The following is a 23,253-nucleotide window of genomic DNA, read 5'->3' as shown; positions in this document are numbered from 1 at the left end:
TGTGCGACGTGCGCTCAGGCCACCTTGTCGGCGACGCGATAGCGTTCGAGCCAGTGCGCGTACGGCGCAGGCAGCGTCCACGACGGACGCTCGACGCCGAGCTGTTTGGCCGCGTAGTACGGCCAGTGCGGATCGGCCAGATGCGCGCGGCCGACCATCACGAGGTCGAGCTGCTGTTCGGCGACGACGCGCTCGGCCAGTTGAGGCGTGTCGATCCCCCATGCGGACGACACCGGCATGCCGGCCTCACGGCGCACGCGTTCCGCGATCGGCGCGAGGAACGCCGGGCCCCATGGAATGCGCGCGTCGGGCACCGAAAAGCCGACCGACACGCTCAGCATGTCGAGGCCTTCCTGCTTCATCCGCTGCGTGAGCGCGATGGATTCGGCGAGCGTCTCTTCATCGCGGCCGTCGTATTCGATCACGCCGAGACGCGCGGTCAGCGGCAGGTGCTCCGGCCAGACCTTGCGGACGGCCTTCAGCGTGTCGACGAGGAAACGGCCGCGGTTTTCGGCCGAGCCGCCGTACTCGTCGTCGCGCTGGTTCGAATGCACGGAGAAGAAGCTCTGGCCGAGATAGCCGTGCGCGAAGTGCAGTTCGAGCCATTCGAAGCCGAGGTCGCGGGCACGCTTGGCCGACGCGACGAAGTCGGCCTGCACGCGTGCGATGTCGTCGTGCGTCATCGCGCGCGGCATCTTCGGCAAGTGCGCGCCGAACGGTACGGCCGACGGTGCGATGGTCTGCCAGCCGCGCGGATCGCCGTCGGCGATGTGGTCGTCGCCTTCCCATGGACGGTTCGCGCTCGCCTTGCGGCCCGCATGCGCGATCTGGATGCCCGGCACCGCGCCGGCCGCCTTGATCGCCGCGACCGACGGCGCGAACGCCTCGGCCTGCGCATCGGTCCACAGGCCGGCGCAGCCCGGCGTGATACGGCCTTCCGGCGACACGGCCGTCGCCTCCGCGATCACGAGGCCCGCGCCGCCGCGCGCGATGCCGGCCAGATGCACGTGATGCCAGTCGTTGACGACGCCGTCTTCGGCGACGTACTGGCACATCGGCGGCACCGCAATGCGGTTGCGCAGCGTGACATCCTTGAGTTTGAACGGTTCGAACAGGGCAGACATCCACCACTCCTTTGCTTGGTTCTACGAAACGACTGGATGAGCCGTCGTGCGGTGCGCACGACGGAACGGTTCGGGTCGTCGCCGGGCCGGATGCGCCCGACGACGGCACGGCCAGGTGCCGGTCATACCGGCACCGCGCCGGCTTACTGACGGCCAAGCTTCGCGAGCAGCGCCTCGGCAGCGGGCTCCGACGACGCGGGGTTCTGCCCCGTGATCAGCAGCCCGTCGGTGACGACATGCGGCGCCCAGTCGGCGCTGCGCTCGAACTGCGCGCCGTTGGTCTTCAGCATGTCCTCGACGAGGAACGGCACCACTTCCGTCAGCTCGACGGCAGCTTCCTCGCTGTTGGTGAAGCCCGTCGCACGCTTGCCGCGCACGACGGACTCGCCGGTCTTCGGATCCTTCACGTGGCGCAACACACCCGGCGCGTGGCACACGGCCGCGACCGGCTTGCCCGCCGCCAGCGCGCGCTCGATCAGGCCGATCGAGTGCAGGTCCTCGGCGAGATCCCACAGCGGGCCGTGGCCGCCCGGATAGAACACCGCGTCGTAATCGTCGATCGACACGTCGGCCAGCTTGCGCGTGGCCGCGAGCTCGGCCTTGGCCGCCGGATCGGCGTCGAAGCGGCGCGTGGCGTCGGTCTGCGCGGCCGGATCGCTGCTTTTCGGGTCGAGCGGCGGCTGGCCGCCCTTCGGCGACGCGAGCGTCAGCTCGACGCCCGCATCCTTGAACGCGTAGTACGGCGCGGCCAGCTCCTCGAGCCAGAAGCCGGTCTTCTTGCCGGTGTCGCCGAGCGTGTCGTGCGAGGTCAGGACAACCAGAATCTTCATGATCGACACTCCTTCGAAATGGGGGAACGGGGCCGCGTCACGGCGGCGGCCAACGCGGCGCACGCCACGTGCCGGCAACGACGGCACGCCTGCCGGTTAGGCTGCTGGCACACGTCAACGTGCCAGCTCCGCACAAAAATATTGCCCGACTCTATTAGACCAGTCGTCTATAACTGGCTCGAAAAAAATCGACGACCACGCCTGCACGACAAGCATCGCAGCGCGATATGGCATTTTCGCGTCCGTTGGCAGGCACGACGTCGCATTCATGAGGCCGGATGATAGCCCCCGATTAGACCGGTCGTCTAGAGATCTGGCATTCAGCCCTGCCGCCGTCATGGCTTTTGCGCCGGAGCGCGTCCCGCAACGCTCGTTGCCGATCGCCCCGCCGCCGCGCGCCGCCGTCGTGGCTAGCCGTGCAACGGCCCGTCCGTATCGCCTGCCTCGATCATCGGCATTTCGAGCCGATGCTCGCGAACGCCGTCGGCGAGCAAGCCCAACATCAGGTCCGCCAGCGCACGCCCCGTCGCATGTCCGGTCGGCTGCACCACCGCCGTCACCCGATGCGGATACGCGACCTCCGGGGGCACCCCGTCATAGACGATGAGCGACATGTCCCGCCCCAGCCGCAAGCCGCTGTCGACCAGCGCCCGGAACGCGCCGCCACCCGAGATGTTGTTGTCGACGAGCAGCGCAGTCGGTCGTTCGGCCTGCGCGAGTAGCGCCTGTGCGCCCTGCTGCCCGCCGTCGCGCGTAAACGGACCCTCGACGAGCAGCGCCGGATCGGGCTCGATCCCGGCTTCGCGCAGCGCCGCGAGGTAGCCGGCGCGGCGCTGCATCGCGAAATTCAGCGACAGCGGCGCACTGATCATCGCAATGCGGCGATGACCGAAGCCGATCAGGCGCCGCACCGCATCGCGCGCGCCCGCTTCGTTGTCGAAATCGAACCATGCATAAGGCTCCGCGGTTTGCGTACGGCCGTACGCGACATACGGAAACGCATTCGAGCGCAGGTACGCGAGGCGCGGATCGTCGACCAGCGTGCGCGCGACGATCAGCCCGTCCACGAGCCTGCCGTCGACGAGCCGGCGATACGTGTCGAGTTCGGCGTTCGGCCGTGCGGCCGCGATGATGAAGTCGAGATTGCGCTCGCCGAGCCGCTCGGTAATGCCCGAGACGACTTCACCGAAGCGCGGGTCCCCCAGATCGCCGGCTCCGAACGGATACACGATGCCGATCGTATCGGCACGCCCCGTCGCCAGCCGCCGTGCGGTCGGATCCGCGACATAACCGAGTTCGCGCGCAGCCTTCATCACGCGCTCGCGGGTCGCCTCGCTCACATCGTCGTAGCCGTTCAGCGCCCGACTGACCGTCGTGCGCGACAGTCCGAGCGCATCCGACAGCGCCTTCAGATTCACCTTCACGTCGCTCCTCGCGTTGTGCATGCCATTTGTTCAACCCGCTCGCGGCGGCAATTATTTCCGAATGGTAGTTATTACCGTCAAATATTTATCTTTTGACGTCCAAACCGGTTTGAAATAGCATCCAAACCGGTTTGGATATCGATACCACCTCAGCAGTTCCTTTTCACCGCAAACGGAAACAACGCCGACATGACTTACTTTCCTTTTTGCCGCGCGACCGCGGCCAAACGTTTGCTGTTCGCTGGCGCAGCACTGGCCGCCTTCGCGTCCGCGTCGTCCGTCGCGCACGCGCAGAGCACCGGCGCCCCCGCCCCCACGCCGCATACGCAGCAGGCCTACGATCCCGAAGGCAACTTCACGATGCGCTGGACCCGCGCGGACATCCGCCAGATCGTCGCGCAGTCGCACACGGCCGGCGCCGACAAGAACTCGCTGCCGCAGTCGCTGACGATGCCGGACATCCCGCAGGATTTCCCGCTGATCAACTCGAACGTATGGGTCTGGGATACCTGGCCGCTGGCCGACCTGCGCGCGAACCAGCTCAGCTACAAGGGCTGGGAGGTGATCTTCTCGCTCACGGCCGATCCGCACGCCGGTTACACGTTCGATGACCGCCACGTCCATGCGCGCATCGGCTTCTTCTATCGCCGTGCCGGCATTCCCGCGTCGCAGCGTCCCGCGAACGGCGGCTGGACCTGGGGCGGCCATCTGTTCCCGGACGGCGCGAGCGCCAAGGTGTTCGGCACGTCGCCGATGACCAACAACGCCGAGTGGTCGGGTTCCGCGCGCCTCACGCATGGCGACAACGTCAGCCTCTACTACACCGCGACCTCGTTCAACCGCTCGGCCCCCGGCGGCGCCGACATCACGCCGCCGCAGGCGATCATCACGCGCGCCGACGGCCACATCCATGCCGATGACAAGCACGTGTGGTTCAGCGGCTTCGACGATCACAAGGCGCTGCTGCAACCGGACGGCAATTACTACCAGACCGGCCAGCAGAACACCTATTTCTCGTTCCGCGATCCGTTCGTGTTCACCGACCCCGCGCATCCGGGCAAGACCTACATGGTGTTCGAAGGCAACACCGGCGGCCAGCGCGGCGCCCGGACCTGCACCGAGGCCGACCTCGGCTACGCGCCGAACGATCCGCAGCGGGAAGACCTCAACGCCGTCATGAACTCGGGCGCAGTGTATCAAAAGGCCAACGTCGGCCTGGCGGTCGCGACGAATCCGCAACTGACCGAGTGGAAGTTCCTGCCGCCGATCCTGTCTGCGAACTGCGTCGACGACCAGACCGAGCGCCCGCAGATCTATCTGAAGGATGGCAAGTACTACCTGTTCACGATCAGCCACCGCACGACGATGGCCGCGGGCGTCGACGGGCCGGATGGTGTCTACGGCTTCGTCGGCAACGGCATCCGCAGCGACTTCCTGCCGTTGAACGGCGGCAGCGGCCTCGTGCTCGGCAACCCGACCGACTTCTCCGCACCGGCCGGCGCGCCGTATTCGCAGGACCCGAACCAGAATCCGCGCGAATTCCAGTCGTATTCGCACTACGTGATGCCGGGCGGGCTCGTCGAGTCGTTCATCGATGCGATCGGCCCGCGTCGCGGCGGCACGCTCGCGCCGACGGTGAAGGTGAATATCAACGGCACGTCGACGGCGGTCGACCGCACGTACGGACGTAGCGGCCTCGGCGGCTACGGCGACATCCCGGCAAACCTGCCGGCGACGGGCGCCGACCACAACGGCGGCCCCGGCACCCGTCCGTAACGGGTCCGCTACGGACGCGGCGGGCACCGCCCGCCAGCGTCGAGGCGGCGCACATCGCGCGTGTCGCGTGTGTGCCGCCTCCCTCCTTCGCAGAATCGCGCATGCTGCCGTTGCAAGCGGCATGCACCCTCCTTTCCCGCTTCGCGCGCCGAAGCACGGAACCCCGCATGAGATCGACGTTTTTTCGCTTTTCCCTCCGGATTGCCCGGCTGCTGCTCGCGTGTACGGCAAGCGCGGCCTGCACGCACGCCAGCGCCGCGCCCTGCGACGCACCGCCCGAACCCGGCACGCCGCAATGGCGGCCGGCCGTGCACTACACGCCGCAACGCAACTGGATGAACGATCCGAACGGCCTCGTCTACGAGAACGGCCGCTATCACCTGTTCTATCAGTACAACCCGCTCGGCCATGACTGGGGCAACATGTCGTGGGGCCATGCGACCAGCACCGACCTCGTCCACTGGCGCGAGCAGCCGGTCGCGATGCGCGCGAACGCGACGGAGGAAATTTTCTCCGGCTCGATCGTCGCCGACACGCGCAACACGTCCGGCCTCGGCGCGCCGGGCGACACGCCGCTGGTTGCGCTTTACACGAGCGTCTATAAAGACGGCTCCGGTCACGCACCGGGCACGCAGGCACAATCGCTCGCGTACAGCCTCGATCACGGCGCGACGTGGCGGCCCTACGCGCACAACCCCGTGCTCACGCTCGATCCCGAGTCGAAGCAGTTCCGCGACCCGAAAGTGTCGTGGTACGCGCCGGGACGCTACTGGCTGATGACGACCGTCGTCGCGGACGCGCAGGTCGTGAAGCTCTATCGGTCCGATGACCTGATCCACTGGTCGTTCCTGAGCGACTTCACGCTGCCGGACGTGCCGCATGCGGGCGTGCTGTGGGAAATGCCCGATCTCGTGCCGCTGCCCGTCGACGACGATCCGCGACACATCAAGTGGGTGATGATCGTCAACGTCAACCCGTGGTCGATCGCCGGCGGCTCCGGCGCGATGTATTTCGTCGGCGACTTCGACGGTCGCACGTTCACGCCTGACCACGTCGCGCCGGCCGGTTCCGATCCCGCGCGATTCCGCTGGGTCGATCACGGCGCCGACTTTTACGCCGCCGGCACGTTCTCCGGCACGCCGGGCGCGCGGCCTGTCGCGATCGCATGGATGAGCAACTGGGATTACGCGGCGAAAGCGCCGACGGCGCCCTGGCGCGGCGCGGCGACGTTGCCGCGCGAGTTCGCGCTGAAGACGATCGGCGGCGAACCGACGCTCGTCGTGACGCCGGCCGCCGCGTTCGATGCGTGGGCTGACGGGCGGCCCGCCGTGCATGAAGGCAACCTGAACGTCGAGTCCGCCACCCGCCCGCTGTCGGACGCCGCGCGCGGCATCGTCCAGCGCATCACGGTGACGATTGCGCCGCGGCGCGCGGCCCGCGCGGGTCTGATCGTCCGGGGATCGGCGGATGGCTCGATCGGCACCCGGATCGTGTACGACACGGCGAAGCGCACGCTGACGCTCGACCGCTCGCGCTCCGGCACAACGGATTTTGCCGGCACGTTCATCCGCGAGCACATCGTCGATCTGCCGCTCGAGCACGGGCAACTGCGGCTCGAAATCGTCGTCGATCGCGGGTCGGTCGAGGTATTCGCGAACGGCGGCCGCGTCGCGCTGACGGACCTGATCTTTCCGCCGCTCGATGCGGACCGCGTGGCCGTGTTCGCCGAGCACGGCAGCGCGGCGTTCTCGGGGCTGACGGTGACGCAACTCCACGGACGCGATCGGACCGACGAAGTCCGTGACGCCTGTGCATCGCGCTAGCGATGCGATCGAACGGCAGGGCTGCACCGCCCGACATCGCGTCGGGTCGCGCAGCCCCGCCGGTTACGCGCTCAGAGCAAACCCATCCCGCCCGACGCGATGATTTCCGCGCCGACGATGAACGCGGACTCCGGCGCGCTCAGGTGCAGCACCGTCGACGCGATTTCGTCCGGCGTGCCGAACCGGCCGATCGGGACGAGCCCCTTGATCTTCTCGGCCGTCTCGTCGAGCGTCGCCGCGTCGAGCCCGAGCTTGCCGTACAGCGGCGTCTGGACCGGGCCGGGGCTCACCACGTTCACCCGCACGCCGTGCGGCAGCAGCTCCGTCGACAACGTCTTCGCGAACGAATTGACGGCCGCCTTGCTCGCCGCGTACACCGACGAGCCGGGCATCCCGATATGCGCGTTGATCGAGCCGTTGATCACGATCGACGCGCCGCGGTTCAGCAGCGGCACTAGCGACTGGATCTGGAAATACGCGCCCTTCACGTTGGTGTTGAACACGAGGTCCCACATGGCCTCGTCGCTGTCGGCGAACGGCGCGAGTTTCGCGACGCCCGCGTTGATGAACACGGCGTCGAGCCGCGCGCCTGCGGCCGAGATCGCGTCCGCCAGGGCGCGGGCCGACGCGACGCTGCCGGCCTCATTGCGGATCGCGAGCGCGCCGTCGCCGAGCGACTCGCGCGCGGCGGCGAGCGTCTGCTCGTCGCGACCGGTGATGATGACCCGCGCGCCTTCGGCCGCGAATGCCCGTGCGGCCGCCAGGCCGATGCCGCTGTTGCCGCCCGTGACGAGGACCGTTTTTCCTTCGAAGCGTTGCATGATGTTCTCCTTTGAACCGGTGAGTTGACCGTGAACACAGGATGCGCGCGCCGCGCGGCCTTGCCGTACGACCGGCGCGGCAGACATGTTCGAAATCTTCGAACGTGTTTGTCGGGACCTTTCCGTGCGTTGCGCGGCTGACGCACTCAGCCCGACACGTCGATCCCGTCGAGCAGGCGCTGCGCGAGCCGCGGCTCGCGCAGTTGCTCCAGCCACCATTGCAGCGCCCGGCCCTCGCGGTCGCCGCGCCACGCGACGTACAGCACGTTCGGTTCGCGCGGATCGGCCGTTTCCTTCTCGACGAGCTCGCCGCGCGCGAGCAGCGACGCAACCCGCCGGCGCGGCACCCAGCCGACGCCGAGCCCGTCGCGCTGCGCGAGGATCTTCGCGCGCATCGACGGCACCGCGAGCACCGCCTGCCCGCCGAGCAGCCCGTATGCGCGGCCGACGGCCCGCCGCGACGAATCGGCGACGACGACCGCGCGATACGCGCAGATCGCGTCGCGGGTCAGTCGCTCGCTTGCCGCGGCCAGTGGATGGCGCGGCGATACGGCAAACACCCATTCCATCGCGCCGAGTTCGAACCATTTGAAACCCGGAATCGCCGGCGGCTCGTTGGTCGCGCCGACGACCAGATCCGCGCGACCGTCGCGCAGCGCTTCCCAGGTGCCGCCGAGCACTTCGTACGTGAAGCGCAGCGACACGCCCGACTCGAGCGCATCGAACGCGCGGACGACCGGCAGCAGCGTATCGAACTCCAGCACTTCGTCACTGACGATCCACAGCCGGTCCTCCCAGCCGCTCGCGACCTGCCGCACGCGCTGCGTGAGCCGCGCGACGTCCAGCGCGAGGCGCGACGCCTCGTCGGTCAGCAGCTGGCCGGCCGGCGTGAGCTGCAGCCGGTAGCCGCGCCGGTCGAACAGCAGCGCGTCGAAACGCGTTTCGAGCTGTCGCGCGGCGTGCGACACCGTCGACGGCGCCTTGCCGAGCCGCGCGGCCGCCCGCGACAGGCTGCCGGTGGCGCGGATCGCATCGAGCAGCGCGAGTTCGTCTTCGGACAGCATGGGGGCACTCCGGTCGTGGATTGTGATGGATCGTAAGGCACCGGCGGGCGGCGGTCCAATCGAATGGCGCCGCGCCCCTGTGTTCGGCGGATGCCGGGCCGGCCACGAACTTCCGGTATGCTCATCGGCATCAAATTTCCTTATTCGGAGTAACCACTGCGATGGACATCGCGATCCGCATCGAAGGCCGTCACGACCTGACCGGGCAAATCTTTCGGCAACTGCGCACCGCGATCGTCGACGGGCGGCTCGAAGGCGGCGCCCGGCTGCCGTCGACGCGCGATCTCGCGAAGCAGCTCGGCGTGTCGCGCAAGACGACGCTCGACGCGTTCGAGCGTCTCGTCGCCGAGGGCTTCCTGAACACGCGCGCGGGCGACGGCACGTTCGTCGCCGACGGCCTCGCGCGGGTTCCGCATGCGGCGGCCTCGACGCCGTCGCTCGTCGAGGCCACGCCGCCCGTCCATGCCGTCGACGCACGCGCGCTGTGGAACGACCTGCCCGATGCGCTCGCGATGCCCGCGCCGCAGGACACGCCCGCGTTCGACTTCCGCGGCGGCGTGACCGACAAGACGCTGTTCCCGTTCGACGCGTGGCGCCGCTGCCTGCATCACGCGTTGCGCCAGCAGGCGCGCGGCCCCGGCCAGTACCACGACCCGGCCGGCGATCCGCAGTTGCGCGGCGCGATCGCGCGCTACGTCGCGTTCAGCCGCGCGGTCGCGTGCGGCTGGGACGACGTGCTCGTCACGCAAGGCGCGCAACAGGCGCTCGACCTGATCGCGCGCGTGGTCGTGCGGCCCGGCGACGTCGTCGCGGTCGAGAATCCCGGCTATCCGCCGGCGCGCGCGGCGTTCGCGTCGCTCGGCGCGACGGTGATCGGCGTGCCGGTCGATGCGCACGGCCTGATCGTCGAACGGCTGCCCGACGACGCACGCCTCGTCTACGTGACGCCGTCGCACCAGTTCCCGCTCGGGATGCCGATGACGCTGGACCGGCGCGTCGCGCTGCTCGAATGGGCGCAGCGCCGCCGCGCGGTGATCATCGAGGACGACTACGACGGCGAATTCCGCTTCGAAGGCCGGCCGGTGGAGTCGCTCAAGAGCCTCGACCGCACGGGCCTCGTCGCGTACGTCGGCACGTTCTCGAAGACGATCTTTCCCGAACTGCGCATCGGCTACGCGATTCCGCCGCGCGCGCTGCGCGGCGCGCTCGCCAAGGCGAAGCAGATCGTCGACTGGCATACCTGCACACTCACGCAGGCCGCGCTCGCGCGCTTCATGCACGAAGGCGATTTCGCGCGGCATCTGCGGCGCGTGCAGAAGCACTACGACGCGCGCCGCAAGATGCTGCTCGCGCATTTGCGCGGCGGCCTCGCGCCGTGGTTCGACCCGATCGTGCCGACCGCCGGCATCCACCTCGCCGCGCACTTGAAACCGGGGCTCGATGAAGCCGCGCTGGTCCGTGCCGCCCGCGAGCACGACATCGGCCTGTACGGAATCGCGGCGTTCCACGTCGGCTCGGCGGCGCGCGCCGGGCTGCTGTTCGGCTATGGCGGGATCGACGCGCTGCGCATCGACACCGCGCTCGCGAAACTGGCCGCGCTGCTGGACTCGGGCAGCGTCGGCGGCGCGACACTGGTTACCTGAATTTTCCCGGAATTGGCCATTCAAGCAGGCCAGTGGCACGCATAAAGTGGGTCCTGTCGCGCCACCGTGCGCATCAACCGAAAAAGGACCTGCCATGCAACCGCGCCTGAACTTCTATACCGCCAGCCCGAACGCAATCAAGGTGATGCGCAACGCCGAGGAATTCATCGCGAAAAGCTCGATCGAGAAGCCGCTCGCCGAACTGGTCCGGCTGCGCGCGTCGCAGATCAACGGCTGTGCGTTCTGCGTCGACATGCACACCACCGATGCGCGCAAAGGAGGCGAGACCGATCGCCGCCTCGCGACGGTCGTCGTGTGGCGCGAAACGCCGTTCTTCACCGAGCGCGAACGCGCGGCGCTGGAGTGGACCGAAGCGCTGACGCTGGTCGCCGACAACCATGTGCCGGATGCCGTCTGGGAAGCCGTGAAGCCGCACTTCAGCGACACCGAGCTGTTCGAGCTGTCGATGCTGATTGCGACGATCAACACGTGGAACCGCTTCGCGATCGCGTTTCGCAAGATGCCCGAGTAAGGAGACGACGGTCATGCGCTCCAGCTCCACGCTCCGCCGCGCGATGCTGTGCACGTCGCTCGCGCTCGTCGCCGCGCTGCCGGCCGCCGCCCGTGCGCACGATGCCGGCGACAACGTGCACGCGATCATGCAGCAGGCCGTGCCCGAAGCGCCCGGCAAGCTCGCCGTCGTCGCGACCGTCGACTATGCGCCTGGTCAGGCATCCGAAGCACACAGGCACCTCGGCTCGGTGTTCGCGGTCGTGTCGAAAGGCGAAGTGCTGTCGCAGGTGAACGGCGGCCCGGTGCGCCGCTATCGCGCCGGCGAAGGCTGGTATGAGCCGCCCGGTTCGCGCCATCAGGTGTCGCGCAATGCGAGCGCGACCGAGCCCGCGCAACTCGTCGTGTTCGGGCTGACGGGCGAGCACCAGCCGTTGAAATCGCCGATTGATCAGTAACGACGTTTCCGGGGTGCGTGCCGTGTCGGGCGCGCACCCGTGCCGTGTTGCCGGCTTCCCTGCCCGCGACGCGCGGCTTCCTCGCCAGCCTTTGGCGCGGCCGCTCCACCCATTCCTCCACCCATTCCTCCACCGGTTCCCCGCGCTTCCCCATTAGCCGCTCCCTACACTCCGCCGCCGGCACCCGGCGTGCCGCCGCGCCGCGTCCCCACTCGTCCGCACCGCCATTCGGCGCACGCCTGATCTCGATCAACGCGGGCAAAAACCCTTCCTTGAAATTAACTAACTCATCAATTAGCGTCGTCTGCATGAACGCGAAATCCACCGTCGCCAGGCCGCGCGGGCGCCGCCCGTCGGCGGACGACTTCGACCTGCGCGACCACATGCTCGACGTCGCGATGCAGTTGTTCGCCGAGCGTGGCATCGCGGCGACGACGGTCGCGCAGATCGCCGCGGCCGCAGGCGTCACGTCGGCGATGGTCCATTACTACTTCACGAATCGCGAGCAGTTGCTCGATGCGATCGTCGAGGAGCGGCTCGCGCAGGTCATCGCGTTCGTGTGGCGGCCGACCGAGCCGCAAATCGAAAACGATCCGTTCGCGCTCGTCGCCGAACTCGTCGACCGCTTCTTCGACGTCACGCATCGCATGCCGTGGCTGCCGTCGATCTGGCTGCGCGAGATCGTCCATGAAGGCGGGCTGCTGCGCGAGCGGATGCTACGGCGCATTCCGCTCGAGCATGTCGGGCGCTTTGCCGAGCGCATCCGCACCGCGCAGCAGGCCGGCACGCTGAACCCCGCGCTCGAACCCGCCTTCCTGTTCCATTCGATCATCGCACTCGTGATGCTGCCGCTCGCCACCGCGAAGCTGTGGCAAAGCGCACGCGGCCTGCCGCCGATCGATCGCGACGTGCTGCATCGCCACGTCCGCGCGCTGCTCGGGTCCGGCTTGCAGCCGCCCGCCGCCACACTGGATGCCGGCGCGCATTCGCCGCGGAGGCCGTCGTGAACGTGTCCCGCCCGCTGCCGCTCGCACTGGCCGCCGCCATCGCGCTGCTCGCCGGTTGCGGACGGCCGGCGAACGACGTCGCGACCTACCAGGGCTATGTCGAAGGCGAATTCGTGTACCTGTCGTCGTCGCAAGCGGGCACGCTGACGCAGTTGTCGGTCGAACGCGGTCAGGCCATCGCGGCCGGCATGCCGGTGTTCTCGCTCGAAGCCGTCAACGAAACAGCCGCATTGCTGCAGGCGCAGCATCAGCTCGCGGCCGCACGCGCGCAACTTGCCGACCTGCAGACCGGCAAGCGGCCGCCGGAAGTCGCGGTCACGCGTGCCCAGCTCGCGCAGGCCATCGCACAGGCCGCGCGGGCCGCCGCGCAACGCGCGCGCGACGAACGCCAGTACGCGGCCGGCGGCCTGTCGAAGCAGCAGCTCGACGATTCGCGCACGTCCGCGCAGACCACCGCCGCGCAGGTCCGCGAGTTGCAGAACCAGGTCGACGTCGCGCGCCTGCCGGGACGCGCGCAGCAGGTGGCCGCCCAGGCCGCGCAAGTCGATGCCGCGCAGGCGGCGGTTGCCGAAGCGCAATGGAAGCTCGACCAGAAGCGCGTCGCCGCGCCCGCCGCCGGGCGCGTGTACGACACGCTGTACCGCGTCGGCGAATGGGTGCAGGCCGGCAATCCGGTCGTGCAGATGCTGCCGCCGCAGAACCTGAAGGTGCGCTTCTTCGTGCCGGAAGCCGTCATCGCATCGATCGCCCCGGGGCGCACCGTCGCGATCCGCTGCGACGGCTGCGCGGCCGACGTGCCCGCGCGCGTCACCTACGTGTCGCGCGAGGCCGAATACACGCCGCCCGTGATCTACAGCAACGAGAGCCGGACCAAGCTCGTGTTCATGGTCGAAGCGCGCCCCGCCGTCGCCGACGCGCCGAAGCTGCACCCGGGCCAGCCCGTCGCCGTGAGGATGCGTTGAACGCGCCGGCCGCTCCGTACGCGATCGACGTCGATCGCCTGAACAAGCGCTTCGGCGACAAGCACGTCGTGAAGGACGTCTCGCTGCGCGTCGCGCGCGGCGAGATTTTCGGCTTTCTCGGGCCGAACGGCAGCGGCAAGACGACGTCGATCCGCATGATGTGCGGCCTGCTCACGCCCGACTCGGGCAGCGGCACCTGCCTCGGCTACGACATCGTGCGCGACAGCGCGCAGATCAAGCGGCGTGTCGGCTACATGACGCAGCGCTTCTCGTACTGGGAAGACCTGTCGATCCGCGAGAATCTCGATTTCGTCGCACGCGTGTACGGGATGCCCAACCGCCGGGCGGCGGTCGCCCGCGCGCTCGACGGGCTCGGCCTCGCGAGCCGTGCGGACCAGCTCACGGGCGCGCTGTCCGGCGGCTGGAAGCAGCGGCTCGCGCTCGCCGCGTGCATGCTGCACGAGCCGGAATTGCTGCTGCTCGACGAGCCGACCGCCGGCGTCGATCCGGCCGCGCGCCGCGACTTCTGGGAAGAACTGCACCGGCTGGCCGCACAAGGCATCTCGGTACTCGTCAGCACGCACTACATGGACGAAGCCGAACGCTGCCACAAGCTCGCGTACATCGCGGCCGGCGAACTGCTCACGCAGGGCACGTCGGCGGAGATCGTCGCATCGCAGCACCTGTCGACGCGTACGATCACCGGCGGGCACCTGACCGAACTGTCCGCGCGGTTGCGCGCGATGCCGGGCGTCGATCAAACCGTCGTGTTCGGTTCCGCGCTGCACGTGAGCGGCCGCGATCGCGCGCTGCTCGACGCGACGCTCGCGCAGGTTGCGGCGCAGGCCGACGGGCGCGCACCGCTGCAGGTCGCGCCGATCGACACCGGGCTCGAAGACGTCTTCATCTACATGATGGGCCACGCATCCGCGCCGCCCGGCGGAGCATCGCCATGAACGCGTGGGTTGGCCTGCGCGAATCGTTCTCGGTCGCGCGCTGGTGGAGCATCGTGCTGAAGGAATTCCTGCAGCTGCGCCGCGACCGCGTGACGTTCGCGATGATCGTCGGCGTGCCGATCATTCAGCTCGCGCTGTTCGGCTTCGCGATCAACACCGACCCGAAGCACCTGCCGACCGCGGTGATCGTCGCCGACTCGAGCCCGTTCGCACGCAGCTTCATCGCCGCGATGCGCAATTCCGCGTACTTCGACATCGTCGCGACGCTGCCCGACGAGGCGGCCGGCCGGCATGCGCTCGCCCGCGGCGACGTGCAGTTCGTGCTGAGTGTGCCGGCCGATTTCTCGAAGCGGCTGCTGCGCGGCGAGCGCCCGACGCTGCTCGTCGAGGCGGACGCGACCGATCCCGTCGCGACCGCGTCGGCGATCGGCGCGCTGCCGGGCCTCGTGCGGCCCGTCGCGGACAAGGACCTGACGGGGCCGCTCGCGCACCTGAACGGCCGCCCGGCCGCGTTCGACGTCGTGCTGCACCGGCTGTACAACCCCGAAGGCATCACGCAGTACAACGTCGTGCCGGGCCTGATGGGCGTGATCCTGACGATGACGATGGTGATGATGACGGGCCTCGCGATCACGCGCGAACGCGAGCGCGGCACGATGGAGAATCTGCTGGCGACGCCCGTGCGGCCGCTGGAGGTGATGACCGGCAAGATCGTCCCGTACGTGTTCATCGGGCTGATCCAGGTGTCGATCATCCTCGCGGCCGCGCGCTACGTTTTCGACGTGCCGTTCGTCGGCGGCCTGTTCGCGATCTACCTGTCCGCGCTGCTGTTCATCGCGGCGAACCTCACGGTCGGCATCACGCTGTCGTCGCTCGCGCAGAACCAGCTGCAGGCGATGCAGCTCGCGGTGTTCTACTTCCTGCCGAACATCCTGCTGTCGGGCTTCATGTTCCCGTTCGCCGGGATGCCGAAGTGGGCGCAGTTCATCGGCAACCTGCTGCCGCTCACCTACTTCAATCGCCTCGTGCGCGGCATCCTGCTCAAAGGCAACGGCTGGGCCGACCTGTGGCCGTCCGTGTGGCCCGTCGCGCTGTTCACGCTCGTGGTAATGGGCATCGCGCTGCGCTTCTACCGGCGCACGCTCGACTAGGGGCCGCGCGATGAAACCGGCTTCGCGTCGCGCCGCCCACACCGCCCGCTGCTTGACGTTGGCCGCTGCTGCGCTGCTCATCGCCGGTTGCGCGGTCGGGCCGGATTTCCGCATACCCGACGCGCCGGCCACGCAGCGGTACACGCGCGATGAACCGCCCGTCGCGACGGTAGCCGCCGGTGGCCCGACCGGCGACGCGCAGACGTTCGCATCAGCCGCGCACACGCCGCGACACTGGTGGACCGAGTTCGGCTCGGAACCGCTGAACCGGCTCGTCGATACCGCGTGGCAAAACAGCCCGACGCTCGCCGAGGCCCGCGCGCGGCTCGACGAAGCACGACAGAACCATGCGGCGGAAGCCGGCGCGACGATGCTGCCGCGCGTCGACGCGAACGTGTCCGCCACGCGCCAGAAAGTCGACATCGCTGCGTTCGGGCTGCCCGCCAACGTGCCGAATCCGGGGCCATTCACGCTGTACGACGCGTCGGTGAGCGTGTCGTACGTCCTCGACGTGTTCGGCGGCAACCGGCGCGCGCTCGAAGCGCTGCGCGCCCAGGTCGACTATCAGTCATACACGCTCGACGCCGCGCGCCTGACGCTCGCGGGCAACGTCGTCGCGACCGCGATCCTGCGCGCGTCGCTCGCGCAGCAGATCGCGCTCACGCGTGAGCTCGTCGACGCGCAGGCGCGGCAGTTGCGCATCGTCGAAGCGCGCTTCGCGGCGGGCGGCGTATCGCAGGCCGACGTGCATGCGCAGCGCACGCTGCTCGCGCAGACGCAGGCCTCGCTACCGCCGCTCGCGGCCCGCTTCGCGCAGGCCGGCCACCGGCTCGCGATCCTGCTGGGCGCGCCGCCATCCGACGCCGCACTGCCCGACCTCACGCTCGATGCGCTCGCGCTGCCGCACACGCTGCCGGTCGCGCTGCCGTCGACGCTCGCGCGCGAACGGCCCGACATCCGCGCGGCTGAGGCCGTGCTGCACCAGGCGAGCGCGAACGTCGGCGTGGCGACCGCGAACCTGTATCCGCGTTTTTCGATTTCGGCGGGAATCGGTTCGGAACGCACGCGCATCGCCGATATCGTGAGCGGGCTCAATGTCTGGAATGTCGGTCTCGGCCTGACGCAGCCGCTCTTTCATGGCGGCGAACTGCGCGCGAAAAAACGCGCGGCGGAAGCCGCATACGATGCCGCGTTCGCAAGCTATCGGGAAACCGTGCTGCTGGCGCTCCAGCAGGTCGCCGACGCAATGCGCGCGGTCGAACACGATGCGGCGGAGCTGGAGGCACGAGACACGGCCGCACGGGAAGCGGCGGCCGGCAACGCGATTGCCGGCGACCGTTACGCGGCAGGCGGGATCAGCACGTTCGCGCTGCTCGATGCGCAGCGGCAGGCACTGCAGACCGCGCTCGATCGCACGCGCGCGCAGGCCGACCGGCTTGCCGATACGGCGGCGCTGTTTCAGTCGCTGGCGGGGAACGGGTCGGAGGACGATTCGACCCGGTGACGATCAGGACGACGTGTGCCCGCGCGATGCGAGCGGCGCGCACCCGCGAAAAAAAACCGGCCCGAAGGCCGGTTTTTTCATACCGCATGCCGTGAGCGGCGCTTGCGCGCCGCGCGACATCAGAAGCGGTGGATCAGGCCGACGCCGGCAGCGATCTGGTTCTGCTTCGAACCCGCGCCCACGCCGTCGCCGATCGACGTCGTTGCATTGACGATGCCGCCGGTCAGGCCGCTGATCGTGTTGCCGCTGGCGTGCTGGTACGCTTCAACCGCGTACAGGCCCGTGCGCTTCGACAGGCTGTAGTACTGCGACAGCGTGACCTGATGGTACTTGGCCGAGCTCGAAACGCCGTTCGATTCGGTCGCACGCGTGTACGAGTAGCCTGCCGCGAAGTCCCACTGCGGCGCTGCCTTCCAGTGCAGCACGGCGCCTGCCGTGTTGAAGATCGCCGTGTTGCGGAATGCCGACTGCGTGCCCGGGATGTACTGGACGTTCGAGTACGACACCGAGATGTCCCACGCCGGCGTGAACTGGTAACCGGCCGTCACGGCGACGCGTTGCTGCGACTGTGCCGTCTTGTAGCCACCGTTGATCGACGACACGGCCTGTTCCGCACCGTTGCCGCTCGAATCCAGACCGTTTTGCGCGGTCGAGTTCGCGCCCCACACGCCGCCGCCGAGCGTCGCGTTGTTGATGCGCTGATAGCCGACCGCGATGCCTGCCGGGCCGTTCAGGTACTGGATCGCCGCGCTCCAGGTCGAGCCGCGGTTGAAGCTGCCCGCCACGCCGCCGAGCGAGTACGAACCGCCGACCGTGAAGCCGTAGAACTTCGGCGACATGTAGACGAGCGAGTTGTTCGCGCGGTAGCTGGTGTCCAGCGAGTCGATATCGCCCGGGTGCGCGCCGTAGTAACCGGTCAGCCAGGTCGTCGGGCTATACGGCGACAGCAGCGTGTAGTACGCGGTGTACTGGCGGCCGGCCGTCAGCGTACCGTACGTCGCGTTGGTCAGACCCACCCATGCCTGACGCGTGAAGATGCCGTTCGTCCATTGCGACGAGCCGTTGTTCGCGTTGAAGCCGGCTTCCAACTGGAAAATCGCCTTCGTGCCGCCGCCGAGATCTTCGCTGCCCTTCAGGCCGAAGCGGCTGCCTGCCCAAATGCCGGTGGCCATCTGCACCTTCGAGTGACCACCCGAAACCGCGCTGGTAGCCGACGAGTTGTTCTGCCAAGCGATAGCGTTATCGACGATACCGTACAGGGTAACGCTGCTCTGGGCGTGGGCGGCGGTAGCGGCTGCGAGACCCACTGCCGTCATGGCGAAAGCGACGCGCTTTTTCATTGATTCTCCGTCCTCAAAGAATGATTTCTTTTCTGGTGTGGTTTTATGACTGACACATGTGCGAGTACATGCCGGTGCGATTCTGACGGATTACCAATCGTTTCCCAACATGTGCAGTCGGTCATCGTATGATCGACGCAACGCAGGGGTTCACCAAACGGTTACATAACACCTGAAAACGCTTACGCGGTGGGCCTCTCCGGCATTTCCCGGTGAAAACCCTAGCTTTACATTTTTACTGGTGCATCGCGACCGTCCAATGTCGTCAGACGCCTTCGGCAACAACCTTCTTACAAAAGCGCGACCTCGGCTGGTGCCGCGATTCACGCCGCCGCGCAGGATCGCTGACATTCATGACACCCACGTTTCGGGAAGCGAAATCGTGTAAACGTTTCAGTCCGTGTGGGGAGAATCAGACGGGAGTGGCCCGGCGAACGCGGGCCAAGGGCGATGCCCGCGCCTGTCGCGCCGGCATCGTGCAGCACAACTCAGCGCGCGGACGCCTGCCCGATCCGCGTGTTCACCGCGTCGACGAGCGCGTTCATGCGCGCACGGATCGCCGCGTTCGAGCCGACGAGCGCGAGCGACGACGCCATGATCCGGTAGATCCGCTTGCGCGGCACCTTCGCCGGCCTCGCCGGATCGAGCCACGCGTCATGGCCGGCCAGCAGTTCGAGCGTTTCGAGGCCGATCATGATGGGCCACAGGCACGCGAGCCGCAGACGCACGAAGCGGCGCGGAATCGCCAGCGTGTACCGGCACGCGTCGCGATACTGATCGAGCGCCACGCGCAGCAGGTCGACCAGCACGCCGCGCGCGCGCGCCGACGCGTCGGGCGACATCAGGTCGGCGACGCCCAGGCGGTGCGCGGCCAGCACGTCGTCCGGCAGGTAGCAGCGGCCAATCCGCAGGTCCTTCGCGCAGTCGCGCAGGATGTTGGTCATCTGCAGCGCCTTGCCGAAACGAATGCCCTTCTCGCGCATGTCCGCCAGGTCCCAACCGCGCGCGGCGCGCGTGTGCGCACCGGTCATGTCGGTCCAGAATTCGCCGACGCAGCCGGCGACCAGATAGGTGTAGCGATCGAGCATGTCGCGGTCCGGCAACGACGCGACCTCCCCCGACTGTTCGTCGGGGAACGTGCGCAGGTCGAACTCCATCCCCGACGTCAGCGTCGCGACGACCTTGCGGATCGATGCGCGATCCGCCTCCGGCTGCGCGCGCAGCAGCGCGAGCATCGGCTGCATCGAGCCGAGCAGCACGTGCTCGTGCGAATCCGTCTGCATCCGCGTCACCTCCTCAAGCGCACGCGACAGCGCTGCGCCGTCGCCGAGCCGCTCGACCTCGTCGCGCAGGTCGGTCAGCAGCGCCGCGCGGCGATCGGGCGCGACGAGCGCCGTGTCCGCGATCGTGTCGGCCGCGCGCGCGAGCAGATAGGCCAGGCCGACCGGGTCGCGCATGCCGTCGGGCAGCACGCGCAGCGTCAGGTAGAAGGAGCGGGAAACGTTTTTCAGCAGGTCGCCGAGCAGATAGGCGGGATCGGTATGAGTCGTCATGGGTCGGTAAAAATCGGCCGGCGCGGGCCCCGGACGCACGCTGTCGCCGGGCGCCCGCGCCGGCCCGCGAGTCGCCGCATCGTCGCGCGCGAGCAGGCGTCGGCCCGGTGCGGCGATGCAAAAGTCCCGCAAGTTTAGTGCATCCGGCTCGCCGGCTCCCGGCGACGGCCGGATCGCGCCGCGAGCGCGGTTGCGCTATCCGGCCATCCCGTGCGTTTTTCGCGGCAACGAAAAAGAAAGGCGCGAGTAATACATATGTAATTATCCGATGCGACGATCGCGTCCCGTTCGATCCCGCGCGGCCCGCCGAGACAGGCCGCACCCGCCGGAACGACCGCCCTTTCACCGACTTCCGTTTCGAAGGTTCTCCACCATGCTCTTCACGCGCCCGACCGCCCTGCGCTGCATCCCGCTCGCCTGTGCCGCCGCCCTCCTGCTCGCCGCCTGCGGCGGTGACGACGTGTCAGCATCCGATCCGACGCAGCCGATCTCCGCGAAGGTCCAGGTGGTCGGCCATCGCGGCGCGAGCGCGCTGCGCCCCGAACACACGCTCGCGTCGTACCGCAAGGCGATCGAGGACGGCGCGGACGTGATCGAACCCGATCTCGTCTCGACTCGCGACGGCGTACTCGTCGCGCGCCACGAGAATGAAATCTCCGGCACGACGAACGTGTCGACCCTGCCGCAGTTCGCGAGCCGAAAGGCGACCAAGACGATCGACGGCGCGCAGCTGACCGGCTGGTTCACCGAGGACTTCACGCTCGCCGAGTTGAAGACGCTGCGTGCCCGCGAGCGCATTCCGCAGGTCCGCCCGGCGAACACCGCGTACAACGACCAGTTCGAGATTCCGACCTTCGACGAGATCGTCGCGCTCGCGAAACAGATGGCCGCGCAGACCGGCCGCACGATCCACCTGTATCCGGAAACCAAGCACCCGACCTACTTCCAGTCGGTCGGCCTGCCGCTCGAGGACCGTCTCGTCGATGCGCTGCTGAAAGATCCGTACACGGCACGCACGGCGACCGTCTACATCCAGTCGTTCGAAGTGGCGAACCTGAAGACGATCCGCAACCGGATCAAGACGAGCCAGCCGAACTGGAAGCTCGTGCAGTTGATGGACGAAGCCGATCAGCGTCCGTACGACTTCGTGAAGGCGAACGACAAGCGCACCTACGGTGACCTGTCGACGCGCGACGGAATGCGCGAGATCGCGTCCTATGCGAACGGCGTCGGCCCGTACAAGACATCGATCATCGCGGTCGCCGCCGACGGCACGCTGCAGCAGCCGACACCGTACGTGCGCTACGCGCACGAAGCCGGCCTCGTCGTGCATCCGTACACGTTCCGTCCGGAGAACAACTTCCTGCCCGCGTCGCTGAAGGACGGCGGCACGCCGGCCACGCGCAACACCGCGGGCTCGGTGCGCGAGATCCAGGCGTACCTGCGCGCAGGCATCGACGGCTTCTTCACCGACGATCCCGCCGTCGGCCGCACGGCCGTCGATACGTTCAAGCGCTGAGCGGACTGAACGCGTCGAATGCGATGCGCCGCTGAATGCGCGGCAACCGGGCGCGGCGCATGTCGTGCCGCACGCCGGTTGCCACGTCGCGGTCAGATCACGCGGAAGTGGTGCGTGCCGTCGCGCTTCAGTTGATCGACCAGCCCGTATTCCCAGTCGAGATACGCCTGCATCGCGGCGGCCGCGTTGTCCGTGCCTTCATACGGGCGCCGGTAGCGGTCGACGCGCGGCGACGCCAGATGCGTCTCGCCGTGCTCGAGCGGCAGCCCCGCGTCGATCCACGCGGCCGTGCCGCCGGTCAGCACCGTGATCGCCGCGGAAGCCGGCAGCAACGCGCGCGCGTCGTCCGCCGCGAACCGCGCGAGCAGGCTCGATCCACACGTGAACACATAGCGCTTCGCCGGCGGGATCGCGGCGAGCGCGTCGCGCAACTGCGCACGCACGACGAACCACGCGCCGGGGATATGGCGCTTCACGTAGTTCGCGCTGGTCGTCACGTCGACGATCGCGACCTCGCCCGCGGCCGCTTCCTTCAGCCAGCCCGCGAGCGTCGCGGGCGACACCTCGGTCACCTGCGGCGTCGCCGGCACGTCGCGCGGCGGCTGGCCGCGCTCGGTGAAGGCCGCCGTGCCGGCCGGCTCGATCACGCGCACGTCCCAGCCCATCTGCGCGAGCCACGACGCGGTCATGTCCGCGCGCACGCCGTCGTCGTCTGCGAGCACGATTCGCGCGCCGCGCACGGGCGCGTGATGGTCGGTCTCCTGCACGAGCTGGCCACCCGGCGTGCCCAGGAAGCCTGGCAGATGGCCGGCCTCGTATTCCTCCGGCGTGCGCACGTCGAAGCGGTACAGCGTGCGGCCCGGCTCGTCGAGCGCCGCGACGTCCGCGAGCGCGATGCGCGGCACGCCGGCGCGCTCGGCCACCGCGCGCGCGGCGCGGCGGGCTTCCTCACGCTGCGCGGGTTCGACGTCGTCGGGAAAGCGTCGCGCGGCGCCGTGCTCGAGCGTCTGGCCCGCGAGCGTCCAGCCGATCGTGCCGTTGCGCAGTGCCGCGACCGGGTTCGGCAGCCCTGCGTTCACGAGCGATTGCGTGCCGATGATGCTGCGCGTGCGGCCCGCGCAGTTCACCACGACCCGGGTAGCGGGGTTCGGCGCGAGCGCGCGCACGCGCAGCACGAGTTCCGCCCCCGGCACGCTCGTCGATGTCGGGATGTTCATCGTCTGGTATTCGTCGAAGCGGCGCGCGTCGACGATCACGACGTCGGCCTTTTCGTCGATCAGCGCCTGCACTTCCTGCGCGGACAGCGACGGCGTATGGCGCTCGGCCTCGACCCACTCGCCGAACGACTTGCTCGGCACGTTCACGTCGATGAACAGCTCGCCGCCCGCGGCGAGCCAGCCCGCGAGACCGCCGTCGAGCAGCCGCACGTCGGTATAGCCGAGCTGCGCGAGCTTCGCGGCCGCGCGCGGCGCGAGATCCTCGCCGCTGGCTTCGCCGAACACGACGATCGGCGTGTCGCGGCGCGGAATGCGCGTCCACGCGTCGAGTTCGAGCTTCGACAGCGGAAAGTTGGCAGCCCAAAGCGGATGGCCCTGCGCGTATGGATCTTCCTCGCGCACGTCGATCAGCGCGAGCTCGTCGCGGGCCAGGAGGCGCGCGCGTACGTCCTGGTACGACGCGATGGAGAAACGGGAAGTGGAATCAACGGATTGCGTCACGATGTCTCTGTCGGATTCTGTTGAAGTCGGTGAAAAAAGCAAACGGAAAACGGTTGAAGCCCGAGGCCGC

At 68.5% G+C, this 23,253-nt stretch carries 19 protein-coding genes; 11 read left to right on the top strand and 8 right to left on the bottom strand.

All coding sequences use genetic code 11. The features are described 5' to 3' along the window. Positions 1-14 precede the first annotated feature (14 nt). The 3 genes from LGM71_RS13205 to LGM71_RS13195 form a co-directional block, all read right to left on the bottom strand. Positions 15-1,124 (bottom strand): NADH:flavin oxidoreductase/NADH oxidase, encoded by a 1,110-nt coding sequence (locus LGM71_RS13205; protein ID WP_175815218.1) that lies wholly within the window; start codon positions 1,122-1,124, stop codon positions 15-17. 143 nt (positions 1,125-1,267) lie between these two features. Then, a complete protein-coding gene (locus LGM71_RS13200; protein WP_124623799.1) occupies positions 1,268-1,954 on the bottom strand; it encodes a type 1 glutamine amidotransferase domain-containing protein in 687 nt (228 codons plus the stop codon). A gap of 410 nt (positions 1,955-2,364) precedes the next feature. Next, positions 2,365-3,399 (bottom strand): substrate-binding domain-containing protein, encoded by a 1,035-nt coding sequence (locus tag LGM71_RS13195; protein WP_226115061.1) that lies wholly within the window; start codon positions 3,397-3,399, stop codon positions 2,365-2,367. Between the two features lie 168 nt (positions 3,400-3,567). On the opposite strand from LGM71_RS13195, the gene LGM71_RS13190 reads away from it, so the two are divergent. Further along, positions 3,568-5,154: a glycoside hydrolase family 68 protein gene (locus LGM71_RS13190; protein WP_151049525.1), complete on the top strand. Its 1,587-nt coding sequence runs from the start codon at positions 3,568-3,570 to the stop codon at positions 5,152-5,154. Between the two features lie 167 nt (positions 5,155-5,321). Then, positions 5,322-6,977 carry a glycoside hydrolase family 32 protein gene (locus LGM71_RS13185; protein WP_226115060.1) on the top strand — a complete coding sequence of 552 codons (1,656 nt, stop codon included), beginning with the start codon at positions 5,322-5,324 and terminating at the stop codon, positions 6,975-6,977. Between the two features lie 71 nt (positions 6,978-7,048). On the opposite strand, the gene LGM71_RS13180 is transcribed toward LGM71_RS13185, so the two are convergent. Both LGM71_RS13180 and LGM71_RS13175 read right to left on the bottom strand, forming a co-directional pair. Further along, positions 7,049-7,798, bottom strand: a complete 750-nt coding sequence (locus LGM71_RS13180; RefSeq protein ID WP_059599315.1) for an SDR family oxidoreductase — start codon at positions 7,796-7,798, stop codon at positions 7,049-7,051. Between the two features lie 146 nt (positions 7,799-7,944). Next, positions 7,945-8,862, bottom strand: a complete 918-nt coding sequence (locus LGM71_RS13175) for a LysR family transcriptional regulator (RefSeq protein ID WP_226115059.1) — start codon at positions 8,860-8,862, stop codon at positions 7,945-7,947. 161 nt (positions 8,863-9,023) lie between these two features. Here LGM71_RS13175 and LGM71_RS13170 point away from each other — a divergent pair, with 161 nt between their 5' ends. The 8 genes from LGM71_RS13170 to LGM71_RS13135 all read left to right on the top strand — a co-directional run bounded on the left by LGM71_RS13170 (position 9,024) and on the right by LGM71_RS13135 (position 17,053). Then, entirely contained in the window at positions 9,024-10,505 is a 1,482-nt protein-coding gene (locus LGM71_RS13170; RefSeq protein ID WP_226115058.1) for a PLP-dependent aminotransferase family protein, read from the top strand. 94 nt (positions 10,506-10,599) lie between these two features. After that, the gene (locus LGM71_RS13165) at positions 10,600-11,037 is read left to right on the top strand and encodes a carboxymuconolactone decarboxylase family protein (protein ID WP_059599312.1); all 438 of its coding nucleotides are present in this window, start codon (positions 10,600-10,602) and stop codon (positions 11,035-11,037) included. 13 nt (positions 11,038-11,050) lie between these two features. Then, positions 11,051-11,473, top strand: coding sequence for a cupin domain-containing protein (locus LGM71_RS13160; protein ID WP_059599311.1), 423 nt, complete (start codon positions 11,051-11,053; stop codon positions 11,471-11,473). Positions 11,474-11,781: 308 nt separating this feature from the next. Further along, a complete protein-coding gene (locus LGM71_RS13155) occupies positions 11,782-12,480 on the top strand; it encodes a TetR/AcrR family transcriptional regulator (protein ID WP_226115057.1) in 699 nt (232 codons plus the stop codon). Continuing rightward, positions 12,477-13,442, top strand: coding sequence for an HlyD family secretion protein (locus LGM71_RS13150; protein ID WP_226115056.1), 966 nt, complete (start codon positions 12,477-12,479; stop codon positions 13,440-13,442). Before LGM71_RS13155 ends, LGM71_RS13150 begins: the two co-directional genes overlap by 4 nt. Next, a complete protein-coding gene (locus LGM71_RS13145; protein WP_226115055.1) occupies positions 13,439-14,398 on the top strand; it encodes an ABC transporter ATP-binding protein in 960 nt (319 codons plus the stop codon). Before LGM71_RS13150 ends, LGM71_RS13145 begins: the two co-directional genes overlap by 4 nt. Next, positions 14,395-15,549, top strand: a complete 1,155-nt coding sequence (locus tag LGM71_RS13140; RefSeq protein ID WP_226115054.1) for an ABC transporter permease — start codon at positions 14,395-14,397, stop codon at positions 15,547-15,549. Before LGM71_RS13145 ends, LGM71_RS13140 begins: the two co-directional genes overlap by 4 nt. Before the next feature lie 10 nt (positions 15,550-15,559). After that, positions 15,560-17,053, top strand: coding sequence for an efflux transporter outer membrane subunit (locus LGM71_RS13135; RefSeq protein WP_226115053.1), 1,494 nt, complete (start codon positions 15,560-15,562; stop codon positions 17,051-17,053). Positions 17,054-17,172: 119 nt separating this feature from the next. On the opposite strand, the gene LGM71_RS13130 is transcribed toward LGM71_RS13135, so the two are convergent. Both LGM71_RS13130 and LGM71_RS13125 read right to left on the bottom strand, forming a co-directional pair. Continuing rightward, positions 17,173-18,393: a porin gene (locus tag LGM71_RS13130; protein WP_124623767.1), complete on the bottom strand. Its 1,221-nt coding sequence runs from the start codon at positions 18,391-18,393 to the stop codon at positions 17,173-17,175. Between the two features lie 488 nt (positions 18,394-18,881). Beyond that, positions 18,882-19,946 (bottom strand): phytoene/squalene synthase family protein, encoded by a 1,065-nt coding sequence (locus tag LGM71_RS13125; RefSeq protein ID WP_124623764.1) that lies wholly within the window; start codon positions 19,944-19,946, stop codon positions 18,882-18,884. Between the two features lie 373 nt (positions 19,947-20,319). On the opposite strand from LGM71_RS13125, the gene LGM71_RS13120 reads away from it, so the two are divergent. Beyond that, positions 20,320-21,465: a glycerophosphodiester phosphodiesterase gene (locus LGM71_RS13120; protein WP_151052328.1), complete on the top strand. Its 1,146-nt coding sequence runs from the start codon at positions 20,320-20,322 to the stop codon at positions 21,463-21,465. Between the two features lie 92 nt (positions 21,466-21,557). Here the strand turns inward: LGM71_RS13120 and LGM71_RS13115 are convergent, their stop codons facing one another. Next, positions 21,558-23,183 (bottom strand): rhodanese-related sulfurtransferase, encoded by a 1,626-nt coding sequence (locus LGM71_RS13115; RefSeq protein ID WP_226115052.1) that lies wholly within the window; start codon positions 23,181-23,183, stop codon positions 21,558-21,560. Positions 23,184-23,253 lie beyond the last annotated feature (70 nt).

It is taken from the genome of Burkholderia sp. AU33545, from assembly GCF_020419685.1.
In the GTDB taxonomy this organism is placed as follows: domain Bacteria; phylum Pseudomonadota; class Gammaproteobacteria; order Burkholderiales; family Burkholderiaceae; genus Burkholderia; species Burkholderia diffusa.
Note: the sequence above shows the minus strand (reverse complement) of the source record. Positions and strands in the feature narration are given on the sequence as shown.